The organism is Corynebacterium nasicanis (assembly GCF_042658165.1).
Classification (GTDB): Bacteria; Actinomycetota; Actinomycetes; order Mycobacteriales; family Mycobacteriaceae; genus Corynebacterium; species Corynebacterium nasicanis.
The window spans coordinates 54,237-67,411 of sequence record NZ_JBHSQE010000010.1 but is presented as its reverse complement, the minus strand read 5'-3'; the positions used below and the strand labels follow the sequence as shown (position 1 = coordinate 67,411).

Below are 13,175 nucleotides of genomic sequence, written 5' to 3'. Positions count from 1 at the left end.
CATTTCCCGACCCGACCGCTGGACGATCTCTGGGAAATCCCTTTGAGACCATCACTCCCAGGCCACGGCCCCCAGGTCGACGCCCTCGGCCGCGGCCTGCGCCTCGATGAGCGTGAGCAGGTACGCGGCGTGCCCCTGGTACGTGGCGTTGAAGCGCTCATCCGCGACGTACATCCGCGCCAGCAGCACCTGCTTCGCCGCGGAGACGTCGTAGAACTGGCCAATGCTGGCCCGATGCTTATCGACGATCCCCCGCGCCTCCTCCGAGCCCGGCTCCACGCCGCGCGCGGCGGCGTCCGCGAGCAGGGCCACGAACTCGTCCTGCTGCTTCTTGACTTGGAGCCAGTCGGCGTCCGTCATCCTCGCCTGCGCGGCCTGGGACTGCTCCCACTCCGGGGTGGTGCCCCACCGCGCCTCGGCCTCCTCCTGATACTCCGGCTTCCACTGCTCGCCGAAGAGCTTCATACGGTCCTCGATGGACATGGTCTGTGGCTCCTTCAACAGGTCATCAACTGCCCGGACCATCCGGCGCAGGTGAGCGATGCGATCAGCCAGGACGGCGCGCTGCCGGGTGAGGGCCTCCCGCGCCGTGGCGGGCTCCGCCAGGATCCCCGCGATCTGCTTGAGCGGCACCCCGGCCTCGCGGTACACGAGGATCTCCAGCGCCCGGTCCAGGTCCTCCCCGGTGTAGAGGCGGTGATCCGCGTGCGTACGCCACCCCGGGCTGAGCAGCCCGATGTGGTCCCAGTGCCGCAGAGTGCGGGTGGTCACGCGGAGGATGTCGGCGGCGTCGCCGATGCTGTACTCGGTCACGGGGCCCAGTGTGCCGCTTGACGCGGCGTCAAGCGCAAGGGTGGGGCGGACGGCGAAATCGTACAAATCGTACAGCGGAGTTGAAATCGTACAAATCGTACAGGAGAATGAATATCGTACAAATCGTACAGGAGGTATCATGAATCCTTTCCGCCCGAGCTTCGGGATCACTCCGGCCGTCGTCGCCGGCCGCGACGGCGTCGTCGCCAACGTAGGCATCGCGCTCCGTGAAGGCCCCGGTTCCCCCTACCGATTCACTCTCATCAGCGGTGCCCGCGGTACCGGTAAGACGGTTCTGCTCAATCTCCTGGAGGACGAGGCCACGACGGCGCACTGGCAGGTGATCCGGATCCCAGCCTCCCGGGACATGATCACAGAGCTCCGCGATGTCTCCCTCCCCCACCTGCTCAGCAACCTCGGAGGTTCACAGAGGGAGCGGACCATCACCGGCGGTTCCATCGCCGGAATTGGATCGCTCACCACCGAGGTGAAGTCCCAACCACCCACCGAGTCACTACGCACCCGCCTACGAGAGGCCTGCACCCTCCTGGCCGCCGGAGACTCGGGACTGCTCCTGACCCTTGACGAACTGCAATCCGCCTCCCCTGATGATCTTCACCTGCTCAGCGACGCCCTCCAGGATCTGGTCCGTGATGAACTCCCCGTCGCGTTGGCGGTTGCTGGACTGCCTTTCGAGATCGCAGAGCTCCTCGACCTGCCCGGCACGACGTTCCTCCGCCGTGCCATGCCCATCCAGCTCGGCACCCTCCCGGATTCTGACGTCTCCGAGACGTTTCAGGCCACTGCCCGCACCGGCGGGCGCATCTTCACTGATGACGCCCTCCAACTCGCGGTGGCGGCATGCCGGGGATACGCCTACCTCATCCAGGTCATCGGCTCGATTTCCTGGGTCTTCGCAGACGAAGATGCCATCAGTGAGGATTCCGTGCGCAGGGCGCTGCCCCAAGTGCGCGAAAGGATTGGCATCCAGGTCCATCAGCCTGCATTGCGGGGCCTTCCGGAGCGGGAGCGGGAGTACCTCGAGATCATGGCCTCCACGGGAGCGCCCACGCCCACCGGTGATATCGCCGCCACGATGGGCATCCCCACCAATCAACAGACCACCTACCGTCGGCGCCTCATCGAACGCGGACTCATCACCCCGAGCGGACACGGCCTGGTGGACTTCGGCCTCCCCTACCTTGGCGACTTCCTCCGCGCCCGTTAGTTCCTCCCCCGCGCCGCCACCTGCCACCGCTCGACCACCCGCCCGCCGGAGACCACCTCCACCTCATCGACGAGGTTGAGCACCAGGCACACGTGGTTGGGCACCACGGCCAGCTCCGCCCCGATGGCGGGCAGCCGCTCCCCCGCCGGCCAGGCCACTGTGGCGTGGTGTTCGGACAGCGCGGTGATCCGGGCATCCGCCATCCCCTTGATCCGCCCGTATCCGCTGGCCCAGGCGGGCCGGTCGGAGCCAAGGATCTTGGAACCTGCGACCACGATCACCTGGTGCAGGTCCTCCCGGCGCGAGACCACCCGCGCCGCCACGGTCAGTGCGATGCCCGACCAGTCGCAGGTGCCCAGTTCGAGTTGTTGGGCGTCGTTGAATACGTAGACGCCGGGCCGGCGTTCGGTGGCCACCCGGGAGTAGCGGGCGGAGGGGGTTGAGCCGCCGGAGAGCACCGGCTCCGGCACGCCCAACGCGCGCAGGATCTCCCCGGCCGCGCGGAGGGCCTGGTCCTCGTCGCGGGCGGCCTGCTCCTGGGCACCCGGGGCGTAGGAGTGACCGGGGAAGGTGAACGCTCCCTGCAGGTCGAGGCCCAGATCCTGGATCCCGCGGGCCAGCTCCTCCAGCCGGGAGACGGGGACGCCGGAGCGGTGGTGGCCGGAGTCGAGCTCGATGAGCACGCCTGCGGGCACCCCGACCAGCCGCTCGGCCGCCGCCAGCGAATCGCACCCGACGCTCAGCCGCACCCGCGCGGCCAGCGCGCGCAGCCGCTTGTCCGCCCAGACGGGATAGGCGATGAAGAGGTCCCCGCAGACCTCGGCGAAGACCTCCGCCTCGCCGATGGTCGCCACCGTGAGTCCGTGGGCTCCGGCGGCGAGTTGACGCCGGGCGATCTCGAGGATCTTGTGCGTCTTCACGTGCGGGCGCAGGGGACCCGGTTGCGCGGCGATGTTCGCGTCGAGGCGGGCGAGGTCGATCCGGACGGTGGGGGTCATGCCGCCAGGGTAACCCCTGTCCCGGACCTGCTACACCGCCCCGGCCGCGCCGATGTTGCGCAGGTTGGCGCGCGCCAGATGCACCATGTCGCCGACCCCGCCGCCGAAGACGGAGCGGGTCGCGGCGCGGGAGAAGCCGATGAGCATCTCCCAGGTGATGGACGGCGGAATGGACAGGGCGTCGGGGTCGGTGCGGACGTCGATAAGCACGGGACCCGGGTGGGCCAGCGCCGCCGCCAGCTGTTCCCGCAGCGTGGCGGGGTCGTCGATAAGCACGGAATGGATCCCGGCCGCGGCGGCGATGGCCGCGTAGTCGACCTCTTCATGGTCGGTGCCGTGCTGGCGCAGGCCCTCGACGAGCATCTCGAGTTTGACCATGCCGAGGGAGGAGTTGTTGAACACGACCATCTTCACCGGGAGGTCGTGGAGCTTCACGGTGAGCAGCTCGCCGAGGAGCATGCCCAGGCCGCCGTCGCCGTTGAGGCTGATCACCTGGCGGTTCCGGTCGACGAACTGCGCGCCGATGGCGTGCGGCAGGGCGTTGGCCATGGTGCCATGGCGGAAGGACCCGATCTCGGCGCGGCGCCCGTTGGGCGTGAGGTAGCGGGCGGCCCACACGTTGCACATGCCGGTGTCGATGGTGAAGACGGCGTCCTCGGCGGCCAGCTCGTCGAGGACGTGCGCGACGTACTCCGGGTGGATGGGGGTGTGCTTGTCGACGTCCTGCGTGTAGGCGTGGACGACCTTCTCCAGGGTGTCGCAGTGCTTGCGCAGCATCGCGTCGAGGAAGGAGCGGTCGGGTTTGGCGTCGATGTGCGGGAGGATGTTGTCGATGGTCGCCCCCACGTCACCGACCACCGGATGCTTGACGGTCGTGCGGCGGCCGATGTTGCGCGCCTTGATGTCCACCTGGGCGACGTTCTCGGTGGGCAGGAACTCGGTGTAGGGGAAGTCGGTGCCGAGGAGGATGACCAGGTCGGCCTCGTGCAGGGCGTCGTGGCAGGCCCCGTACCCGAGGAGGCCGGACATGCCGACGTCGAAGGGGTTGTCGTACTGGATGTGCATCTTGCCGCCGAAGGCGTGGCCGACGGGTGCGTTGATCCGTTCCGCCAGGGCGAGGACCTGCTCGCGGGCGTCCCGCACGCCCGCGCCGCAGAAGAGCGTGACGCGGGAGGCGGCGTTGATGGCCTCCACCAGCCCGGCGGCCTCGCGGGGGTCCGGGAAGACGACGGGGCGGCCGGTGGCGATGACGGAGTCGAGGAACATCGGGTCGCCTGCCTCCTGCTTCGCCACGTCACCAGGGATGACCAGCACGGACACCCCGTCTCCGGCCATGGTGGACTGAATGGCGTGGTGGAGCAGGCGGGCGCCGTGGTCGGCGGAATTGACCATCTCGCAGTAGCCGGAGCACTCGGAGAAGAGCACCTCGGGATGGGTCTCCTGGAAGAAGTGGGAGCCGATCTGGGTGCTGGGGATGTGGGAGGCCAGGGCGAGGACGCGGGCGCCGTTGCGGTGGGCGTCGTAAAGCCCCTGCAGGAGGTGGAGGTTGCCGGGGCCGCAGGAGCCGGCGCACACGGCGAGGCCGCCGGTGAGGAGGGATTCGGCGCCGGCGGCGAAGGCGGCGGCTTCTTCGTTGCGGACGTGGATCCACTCGATGGAGGAGTCGTGGATCGCGTCGACGATGGGGTTGAGGCTGTCCCCGACGACGCCGTAGATGCGTTGCACCCCCTGGGCCTCGAGGGTGTCGACAAGCTGCTGAGCGAAGGTACGTGCCATGTCCCCGAGCGTACGCGCAGACGCATGCCCCGAGTTGAAACTGTAATGACCGGTCGTTAGGGTTACGCGGCGTGACACACCTCGACAACGTGGACTCCACCCCGGCCCAGCGATGGACATTCCTCCTCGTCATCTCCCTGGGCCTGCTCATGGTGGGGCTCGACAACTCGATCCTCTACACCGCGCTCCCCGAGCTGCGGGCGCAGCTCGGGGCGACGGACACGCAGGCCCTGTGGATCATCAACGCCTACGCCCTCGTCATCTCCGGCTTGCTCCTGGGGACGGGCACCCTCGGCGACCGCATCGGCCACCGCCTCATGTTCCTCATCGGACTGGCCATCTTCGGAGCGGCCTCCCTGGCGGCCGCCTTCGCCCCCGGCGCCTGGTTCCTCGTCGCCGCCCGCGGTTTCCTCGGGCTCGGCGCAGCCACGATGATGCCCGCCACCCTGGCGCTCATCCGCCTCACCTTCTCCGATGAGCGCGAGCGCAACACCGCCATCGGCGTGTGGGCCTCGGTGGCCGTCGTCGGCGCGGCGCTCGGCCCGGTGGTCGGCGGCCTGCTGCTGGAGTTCTTCTGGTGGGGCTCGGTGTTCCTCATCAACGTGCCGGTGGTGGTGGTCGCCCTCGTGGCCACCATCGCCGTCGCGCCGCCGAACATGCCCAACCCGGCGCGCCGCTGGGATGCGCTCAGCTCCTTCTACGCGCTGCTCACCCTGGGCTCACTGGTCACGGCCATCAAGGAACTCTCCCACCCCGGCGGGCTGCTCATCGCCGCGGTGCTGCTGGCCGCGCTGGGCGCCTGGCTGTTCGCGCGTCGCCAGCGGCGCCTGGACGATCCGCTACTCACCTTCGACATCTTCCGCTCCCGTATCTTCACCGGCGGCGTGCTCGCCGCGGGTGGCGCGATGTTCGCGGTCTCCGGCCTCGAGCTGCTGACCACCCAGCGCTTCCAGATGGTGCTGGGGTACTCGCCGCTGGAGGCGGGGCTGCTCGTCATCGCGGTGACCCTGGCGGCGTTCCCCTTCTCCCTGCTCGGCGGGGCGGTGCTGCACCGGGTGGGCTTCGTCCCGCTCATCGCAGGCGGCTTCGGCGCCGTCGCGGGCGGCGTGGGCCTGGCCACGTGGGCGGGCTCGCAAGGGGTGCTGCCGCTGTTCGTCACCGGGCTCGCCCTGGTCGGCGCGGGTGCGGGCGCGATCATGTCCGTCAGTTCCACGGCGATCATCGGCTCGGCCCCCGTCCGGCGGGCCGGGATGGCCGCCGGCGTCGAATCGGTGTCCTACGAATTCGGCACGCTGCTGTCCGTGGCCATCCTCGGCTCCCTCCTCCCGGTGCTCTACGCCCTGCGCGCGCGCCCGGGCGTCGAACTCGACGGCGCGGCCTACGATGCGGCCTACTTCCTCATCCTCTCGATCATCACCGCGGTGGCGGCCCTGTTCGCCCTCCTGAGCGCATGGTGCTTCCGCGGCAACCCCAGGAGTGCCGGTGCGACGCAGTAAACGTGACCTCATCCTCGACACGGCGGTGGAGCTCGTCGGCAGGCACGGCCTCGAGGGTCTGAGCTTCGAGTCCCTCGCCACGGCCGCCGGCCTGTCCAAGTCGGGCATCATCTACCACTTCCCCTCCCGCCATGACCTCCTCCTGGGCATCCACCGGCACCTGGCCACCACCTGGGAACGCGAACTGGAGGAACTCGCCGGCGCCCCCGCCGCGGAGCTGAGCCCCACCGAACGACTGCGGGCCGTGGTCACCTCCATGGGCCGCACCGCCGACCTGCCCGAACTGCTCATGCACCTCGACGCCCGCCACGACCCCGTCTACCAGGCGGCGTGGGCGGAGGTCGACCGGCGTTGGATGCCGGAGCCCGATTCCACCGGCGCCTACCTCATCCAGCTCATCGCCTACGGGCTGTGGGCGCACGACCACCTCCACCACGCCCCCCTCGACCCCCGCGCGCGGGAGAAGCTCATTGCGGCTGCGCTGGAGCAGATTCCCACTTAAACTCCGCTCATGAGCAGCATGCGCACCGACCGGGTCACCGTCACCTCCTGGGCCCTGTGGGACTGGGGGTCCGCGGCCTTCAACGCCGTTCTGGTCACCTTCATCTTCTCCGTCTACCTCACGGATTCGGTCGGCGCGACGCTGGATTCTGCCTACACACCGGCCACGCTCTACGGCTGGGTGATGGCGGTGGCGGGTGTCCTCATCGCGGTGGTGGCGCCGATCGTCGGACAGCGCTCGGACCTGCACGGCACGCGCCGCCGCTCGCTGGCGGTGTGGACATTCGTCACGGTGGCGCTGATGCTCTCGCTGTTCCTCGTGCGCAATGACGCCCCCGTCTACTTCTGGGTCGGCGCCCTCATCATGGCCGTGGCCTCCGTGCTCTTCGAGTTCGCGGAGGTCAACTATTACGCGCAGCTCAACCAGATCTCCACCCCGGACAACGTGGGGCGCGTCTCCGGCTTCGGCTGGGGCATGGGCTACGCGGGCGGCATCGTGCTGCTGCTCATCTGCTACTTCGGCTTCGTCGCCGGCGAGGGCGGGATCTTCGGCCTGCCCACCGAGGGCGGCCTCAACATCCGTCTGGTCGCGGTGTTCGCGGCGGTGTGGTTCGGCCTCTTCGCCCTGCCGGTGCTCTTCCGCGTGCCGGAGATCGCCCCCTCGGGCGCCGCCGCGACGGAGGGGGTCGCCGATGCTTATCGACGCCTCTTCGCCACCATCCGCGACCTCTGGCACAGCGACCGCAACGCGGTCTACTTCCTCATCTCCTCCGCCGTGTTCCGCGACGGCCTGGCGGGCGTGTTCACCTTCGGTGCGATCCTCGCCGTCACCGTCTACGGCCTCACCCCCGGCGACGTGCTGCTCTTCGGCGTCGCCGCCAACGTCGCCGCGGCCGCGGGCGCCATGCTCGGCGGGCTCCTCGACGACCGCCTCGGCCCCAAGCCCATCATCATCGCCTCGCTGGCACTCATGATCGGCGCCGCCGCCGTGCTCTACGTCGTCGAGGGGCCCGCGATGTTCTGGATCTTCGGCCTCGTGCTCTGCCTGTTCGTCGGCCCGGCCCAGTCCGCCGCCCGCTCCTTCCTCTCCCGCGTGGCGCCGGAGGGGACGGAGGGGCAGCTCTTCGGCCTCTACGTCACCACGGGGCGCGCCGTGTCCTGGCTCTCCCCGGTGTTCTTCGGCCTCTTCGTCACGGTGGGCGGCGCCGACCGCTACGGCATCCTCGGCATCGGCCTGGTGCTGCTGGTCGGCGCCCTCCTGCTCCTGCCCGTGGCGGACCCGACTACACGTCGCGCGCGATGAGCTCCTCGAGCGGGGTCGGGGAGATGAGGTACGGGGCGACCTCGAGGACGGTGTAGGCGCCGGACTGCCCGCCCTCGCGCAGGCGGTGGGCCGCGCGGGCGTAGGCCAGGGCGACGGCACCAGTGAAGTCAGGGTTGCGCTCCAGCTCGAGGTTGTACTCGATGGACTGGACAAAGCCGCCGGTGTCGCCCGCGGTGATGACGTGCCCGCCGTGCGGCATGCCGGTGTGCTCGGCGTCGAAGGTGGCCTCGTCGATGAAGTTCACCTCCACCTCGTAGCCGACGAAGTAGTCGGGCATGGTGCGGATCTCGTCCTCGATGCGCGCGCGATCCGCCTCGTCGGCGACGATGAAGCAACGGCGCAGGTGCGCCTGCTTGCCGGTGAGCCCGGCCTCACCCTTGCGGGCTGCGTCGAGAGCCTCCGGGGAGGGGATGGTGTACTGGACGCCCTTGTGCACGCCGGCGATGCGGCGCACGGCATCGGAGTGCCCCTGCGAGAGCCCCGGGCCCCAGAAGGTCTGCTGCTGACCATTCGGCAGGAGTGCCTGGCCGATGGTGCGGTTGAGGGAGAACATGCCCGGATCCCAGCCGGTGGAGACCACGGCGACGGTGCCGTTCTCCCGGGCCACGCGGTCCATCTCCGCGCGGTGGCGGGGGACGTCGCGGTGGTTGTCGTAGGTGTCCACGGTGTTGGCGTGGCGGATGAACTCCGGCGCCTGCTCGGGGATGTCCGTGGCGGAGCCGAGGCACAGGACCGCGACGTCGAAATCGTCCCGGAAGGACGCGAACTCATCGACGGGCCAGACGGCGGCGCCGGTCTCGGTGTCCAGGCTGGCGCGGCGGGAGAAGACACCCGCCAGCTCCATGTCCGGCTGCTGTCCGATGAGCTTCTCCACGGACTTGCCGAGGTTTCCGTAACCGACGATCGCGATCCTGATATTGGCCATGCGCTTGACTCCTGATTCTGGGGACTGGTCAGTCGCCCATTCTACGGATCGGGGCGCACCTCGAGGGTGGTCCCCGGCGGCACTGCCTCCAGGAGGCGGAACTTCGCCAGCACCGGGTTCTGCTCGAGGACCTTCGCGCTGGCCAGCCGCGCGCGGGTGGCGTGGGAGGAGGGAGGGACTTGAACCCGAAGGCCCGAAAGGGCCCTGCCACGGCCCGCACCTGTTCAATCGGGAACGCCCCGGAAAACCGGAAGCGCCCAGCAACCATGATGCGATCCGAGCTGGAGACGAGACTTGAACTCGCAACCTACGGTTTACAAGACCGTTGCGCTACCGATTGCGCCACTCCAGCACCGACGGAACCTGGTCCGTCTGGCTGAAATGCTACCGCAGGGCCCGGGGGTGATAGAAACCGGCGCAGGCGCTAGGGTGGCGCCCGTGCCCTCATTGTCTGACCGCCTGGAATCGGTGCGCACACTGCTGTCCGGTTCCGGCCGCATCGCCACCATTGATGCTGCCAAGGCCGCCCCGCCGCCCTCCCCGCTGGCCCCCGTCGACCTCACGGACCAGGCGCAGGTCGCCGCCGTCATGGACCTCGCCGTCCGTATCGGCGACGTGCTGTTGTCCTCCGGTACCTCGAACTCGGACACCCGTACGCAGATCCACGCGGTGACCAGTGCCTACGGCCTGCACTACTGCCACGTCGACATCACGATGAACACCATCACGGCGTTCACGCAGATCGGCACGACGCGCAAGACGCCGGTGACGGTGTTCCGGGTGGTGCGCCGGATGACCACGGACTTCTCCCGCCTCTCCGAGGTCGACCGCCTCATCCGCTCCATTCAGGCGGGCGCCACCCCGCCGGAGACGGCCGAGAAGATCCTCGACGAGATCACCCGCCGCCCCGCCTCCTACGGAGTCGTCACCGCCGTCCTGGGCTGGGGCCTGCTGGGCGGTTCGGTCGCCGGCCTGCTCGGGGGCGGGCCCGTCGTGGTGGGCACCGCCTTCCTCACGGCCGTGCTCATCATGGTGGTCAACACCTTCCTCGCCCGGCACCAGCTGCCCTACTTCTTCCAGAATGTCTTCGGCGGGATCATCGCCACGGTCCCGGCGGCGGTCATCTATTCTGTGGCCGCCGATCAGGGGCTGCAGATCTCACCCAGTCAGGTCATCGCCTCGGGCATCATCGTCCTGCTGGCGGGGTTGACGCTGGTGCAGTCGCTGCAGGACGGGATCACGGGGGCGCCGGTGACGGCGTCGGCACGCTTCTTCGAGACGATGCTGTTCACCGGGGCCATCGTCGCCGGGGTGGGTATCGGCATCCAGCTCGTCGCCATGATGGGCATCGCCCTGCCGCCCCTGCAGACCTCCGCCCCGCCGAACGCCACGTCGATCAGCGTCCGCGTGCTGTGCGGCGGGCTGGCGGCGGCGGGCTTCGCCATCGCCAGTTACGCCGAGTGGTCCTCGGTGTTCATCTCAGGTATCACGGCCACCGCGGGTTCGGTCTTCTATTACATCGTCCTCATCCCGGCGGGGGCCGGGCCGGTCATCGCGTCCTCGCTGGCGGCGGTCGTCGTCGGTCTGGCCGGCGGCCTGCTGGCGCGTCGTTTCCTCATCCCGCCGCTCATCACCGCGGTGGCCGGCATCACACCCTTCCTGCCCGGGCTGGCGGTCTACCGGGGCATGTACGCCTCGCTGCACGAGCAGACGCTGGTGGGTTTCACCAACATCGCCCTCGCCCTGGCCATCGCCTCGGGGCTGGCGGCGGGCGTGGTCCTCGGCGAGTGGGTGGCCGCCCGCCTGCGCCGCCCGCCGACGCTGCGCCCCTACCGCTCCTTCCGCCGGGCCCGGCGGGTGACGTTCCAGCAGCTGGCGGAACGTCCCACCAGGCGAGTGCGGAAAACTCCGCGTCCATAGCGTAGAATGGCTAATCTACTGTGCCCTGACCACCACTTTTACAGGAGGATCCGTGCCGCCCAAGGTCACTGACACCCGCCCGACCCCCGAGGCCCTGCATGCCGTCGAGGAGGAGACCGCCGCCTCCGCCCGCCGGATCGTCGCCACGTACGCGCAGGACTTCCTGGACGGTGTGACCCTGATGTGCATGCTCGGCGTGGAGCCGCGGGGCCTGGTCTACTCCCGTATCGCCGCTGAGCTGGAGGAGCCGGAGCCGGCCCCGGCGAAGCGCACCCGCAAGGCCGCCAAGAAGGCCACGAAGAAGACGACCAAGAAGACCGTGAAGAAGGCGGTCAAGAAGACGACCAAGAAGACGGTCAAGAAGGCCTGAGTACAGCCATGAGCGGCGACAACAGCTTCGTGGTCGTGGCCAACCGCCTTCCGGTTGACCTGCACGGCAGCACCTGGACGCCCAGCCCCGGCGGGCTGGTCGCCGCGCTCTCCCCTGTCCTGGAACGCCAGCAGGGCTGCTGGGTGGGCTGGCCGGGCGTGCCGGATGAGGCCCCCGAGCCCTTCCGCACCGACAGCGGGGTCCTCCTCCACCCCGTGCGCCTCTCCCGCGCCGATTTCGAGGGCTTCTACGAGGGTTTCTCCAACGCCTCGCTGTGGCCGCTCTATCACGATCTCATCGTCACGCCCGTCTACCACCGGCACTGGTGGGCGGCGTACCGCGACGTCAACCTGCGTTTCGCCCAGGAGGTGGCGGAGGTCGCCGCCGAGGGCGCGACCGTGTGGGTGCAGGATTACCAGCTGCAGCTGCTGCCCGGCATCCTCCGCCAGCTGCGCCCCGATCTGCGGATCGGCTTCTTCCTCCACATCCCCTTCCCTGGCGCGGACCTCTTCCGGCAGCTGCCGTGGCGGGAGGAGATCATCCGCGGCCTGCTCGGCGCGGACCTCATCGGTTTCCACCTCGAGTCGAACGCCCGCAACTTCCTCGATCTGTGCGCCGGCACGGAGGGGCTCACCGTCACCGGTCAGCCCGCCACCCGGCGTATCGACGCCCACGTCACCACCCACGACGGCCGCCGCGTCGGCGTCGGCGCCTTCCCCATTTCCATCGCCCTCGACTCGCTCGGCGAGGGGGAGGACGGGGGCGTCGAGAAGCTGCGTGCCTCGCTGGGTGATCCGAGCACCGTCATCCTCGGCGTGGACCGCCTGGACTACACCAAGGGGATTCTCCAGCGCCTGCTGGCTTTCGAGGAGCTGCTCGAGGCCGGGGCACTGGAAGGCGCGGTGCTGCTGCAGATCGCCACGCCCTCGCGCGAGCGCATCGACCAGTACCAGGTCGCCCGCTCCCGCGTCGAGGAGGCCGTGGGACGCATCAACGGGCGATTCGGGTCCATGGGGCAGCCGGTGGTGCACTACCTGCACCAGTCCCTGCCGAAGAACGAGCTGCGCACCTACTACGAGGCCGCGGACGTCATGCTGGTCACGCCCTTCAAGGACGGCATGAACCTGGTGGCCAAGGAGTACGTCGCCTGCCACCCGGACGGCAGCGGGGCGCTGGTGCTCTCCGAGTTCGCGGGGGCGGCCGTCGAGCTGCACCAGGCGAACCTGTGCAACCCTTTCGACCTGGAGTCCATCAAGCGGGCGCTGCTCACCGCGGTGCAGGCCAGCCCGGAGGTCATGGCCGAGCGCATGGCGGCCATGTACGCGCAGGTGGCCGAGTTCGATGTCGACGCCTGGGCCAACGCCTTCCTCGCCGCCCTCGGGGAGGCGGAGTGAAGCGCGCCCTCATCTTCCTCGCCCTCGCTCTGACGGCCTGCAGCGGCGAGCCCGAGGTCTCCGACACGACCTGGCAGGTCACCGACATCTGGACCACCCCGGGCGATCCCTCGACGCTGCCGCCGCAGGACGCGGGGCGGGCGTGGCTGGCCCTCGGCGGGCAGTCCCTGTCCGGCAACACCGGTTGCTCGCGCCTGCAGGGCACGGTCACCTTCAGCGAGGACGGCGAGACCTTAAGCATCGACCACCTCGAGGTCGACCCCGCGGCCGCCGACTGCCCCGCCGAGCGGACCCACGGGCAGCTCACGGAGCTGCTGCGCCCGGGCGCGGAGTTCGCGGTGCACCACGCGGGGCGTTCCCTCACCCTCACGGCGCGTTCCGACGCCGTCGATCCTCCGGCCATCGGTCTCGCCGCGCTCTAATATTGGGC

The 13,175-nt window shown here is 69.5% G+C and carries 12 protein-coding genes, 1 tRNA gene and 1 pseudogene; 8 read left to right on the top strand and 6 right to left on the bottom strand.

Annotation, left to right across the window (positions count from 1 at the left end; translation table 11 throughout):
• Positions 1-51: 51 nt before the first annotated feature.
• Complete coding sequence (locus ACFPUZ_RS12890) at positions 52-813, bottom strand: MerR family transcriptional regulator (RefSeq protein ID WP_377002341.1); 762 nt, start codon at positions 811-813, stop codon at positions 52-54.
• A 139-nt stretch (positions 814-952) separates the two neighbouring features.
• On the opposite strand from ACFPUZ_RS12890, the gene ACFPUZ_RS12885 reads away from it, so the two are divergent.
• Positions 953-2,041 (top strand): ATP-binding protein, encoded by a 1,089-nt coding sequence (locus tag ACFPUZ_RS12885; RefSeq protein ID WP_377002340.1) that lies wholly within the window; start codon positions 953-955, stop codon positions 2,039-2,041.
• On the opposite strand, the gene ACFPUZ_RS12880 is transcribed toward ACFPUZ_RS12885, so the two are convergent.
• Together ACFPUZ_RS12880 and ACFPUZ_RS12875 are read right to left on the bottom strand one after the other, a co-directional pair.
• Entirely contained in the window at positions 2,038-3,039 is a 1,002-nt protein-coding gene (locus ACFPUZ_RS12880) for an alanine racemase (protein ID WP_377002339.1), read from the bottom strand. The two genes, ACFPUZ_RS12885 and ACFPUZ_RS12880, sit on opposite strands and share 4 nt — an antisense overlap.
• Positions 3,040-3,069: 30 nt before the next feature.
• Positions 3,070-4,815, bottom strand: coding sequence for a pyruvate dehydrogenase (locus ACFPUZ_RS12875; RefSeq protein ID WP_377002338.1), 1,746 nt, complete (start codon positions 4,813-4,815; stop codon positions 3,070-3,072).
• Positions 4,816-4,886: 71 nt separating this feature from the next.
• On the opposite strand from ACFPUZ_RS12875, the gene ACFPUZ_RS12870 reads away from it, so the two are divergent.
• Genes ACFPUZ_RS12870 through ACFPUZ_RS12860 form a run of 3 tightly spaced genes read left to right on the top strand, consistent with a single transcriptional unit; the run spans position 4,887 to position 8,115 of the window.
• The gene (locus tag ACFPUZ_RS12870) at positions 4,887-6,311 is read left to right on the top strand and encodes an MFS transporter (RefSeq protein ID WP_377002337.1); all 1,425 of its coding nucleotides are present in this window, start codon (positions 4,887-4,889) and stop codon (positions 6,309-6,311) included.
• On the top strand, positions 6,298-6,813 hold the full coding sequence (locus ACFPUZ_RS12865; RefSeq protein ID WP_377002336.1) for a TetR/AcrR family transcriptional regulator: 516 nt from the start codon (positions 6,298-6,300) through the stop codon (positions 6,811-6,813). The genes ACFPUZ_RS12870 and ACFPUZ_RS12865 overlap by 14 nt, the downstream gene beginning before the upstream one ends.
• A gap of 9 nt (positions 6,814-6,822) precedes the next feature.
• Entirely contained in the window at positions 6,823-8,115 is a 1,293-nt protein-coding gene (locus ACFPUZ_RS12860; RefSeq protein WP_377002335.1) for an MFS transporter, read from the top strand.
• On the opposite strand, the gene ACFPUZ_RS12855 is transcribed toward ACFPUZ_RS12860, so the two are convergent.
• The 3 genes and pseudogenes from ACFPUZ_RS12855 to ACFPUZ_RS12845 form a co-directional block, all read right to left on the bottom strand.
• Positions 8,096-9,061, bottom strand: coding sequence for a diaminopimelate dehydrogenase (locus tag ACFPUZ_RS12855; RefSeq protein WP_377002334.1), 966 nt, complete (start codon positions 9,059-9,061; stop codon positions 8,096-8,098). The two genes, ACFPUZ_RS12860 and ACFPUZ_RS12855, sit on opposite strands and share 20 nt — an antisense overlap.
• 41 nt (positions 9,062-9,102) lie before the next feature.
• Positions 9,103-9,219 (bottom strand): annotated as a pseudogene (locus ACFPUZ_RS12850) (slipin family protein); the annotation flags it as partial.
• Between the two features lie 121 nt (positions 9,220-9,340).
• Positions 9,341-9,413: transfer RNA gene (locus ACFPUZ_RS12845), tRNA-Thr, on the bottom strand.
• An 86-nt stretch (positions 9,414-9,499) separates the two neighbouring features.
• Between ACFPUZ_RS12845 and thrE the strand changes: the two genes are divergently transcribed.
• Genes thrE through ACFPUZ_RS12825 form a run of 4 tightly spaced genes read left to right on the top strand, consistent with a single transcriptional unit; the run spans position 9,500 to position 13,167 of the window.
• On the top strand, positions 9,500-10,981 hold the full coding sequence (thrE, locus tag ACFPUZ_RS12840; protein ID WP_377002333.1) for a threonine/serine exporter ThrE: 1,482 nt from the start codon (positions 9,500-9,502) through the stop codon (positions 10,979-10,981).
• Between the two features lie 52 nt (positions 10,982-11,033).
• Positions 11,034-11,351 (top strand): hypothetical protein, encoded by a 318-nt coding sequence (locus ACFPUZ_RS12835; RefSeq protein WP_377002332.1) that lies wholly within the window; start codon positions 11,034-11,036, stop codon positions 11,349-11,351.
• Between the two features lie 8 nt (positions 11,352-11,359).
• The gene (locus tag ACFPUZ_RS12830; protein WP_377002331.1) at positions 11,360-12,745 is read left to right on the top strand and encodes an alpha,alpha-trehalose-phosphate synthase (UDP-forming); all 1,386 of its coding nucleotides are present in this window, start codon (positions 11,360-11,362) and stop codon (positions 12,743-12,745) included.
• The gene (locus ACFPUZ_RS12825) at positions 12,742-13,167 is read left to right on the top strand and encodes an META domain-containing protein (protein ID WP_377002330.1); all 426 of its coding nucleotides are present in this window, start codon (positions 12,742-12,744) and stop codon (positions 13,165-13,167) included. Before ACFPUZ_RS12830 ends, ACFPUZ_RS12825 begins: the two co-directional genes overlap by 4 nt.
• The last annotated feature ends 8 nt before the right edge of the window (positions 13,168-13,175 follow it).

Coding starts and splice junctions, on each gene's coding strand:
- ACFPUZ_RS12860 (WP_377002335.1), top strand. CDS start 6,823: ATGAGCAGCATGCGCACCGACCGGGTCACCGTCACCTCCTGGGCCCTG.
- ACFPUZ_RS12830 (WP_377002331.1), top strand. CDS start 11,360: ATGAGCGGCGACAACAGCTTCGTGGTCGTGGCCAACCGCCTTCCGGTT.
- ACFPUZ_RS12855 (WP_377002334.1), bottom strand. CDS start 9,061: ATGGCCAATATCAGGATCGCGATCGTCGGTTACGGAAACCTCGGCAAG.
- ACFPUZ_RS12885 (WP_377002340.1), top strand. CDS start 953: ATGAATCCTTTCCGCCCGAGCTTCGGGATCACTCCGGCCGTCGTCGCC.
- ACFPUZ_RS12875 (WP_377002338.1), bottom strand. CDS start 4,815: ATGGCACGTACCTTCGCTCAGCAGCTTGTCGACACCCTCGAGGCCCAG.
- ACFPUZ_RS12880 (WP_377002339.1), bottom strand. CDS start 3,039: ATGACCCCCACCGTCCGGATCGACCTCGCCCGCCTCGACGCGAACATC.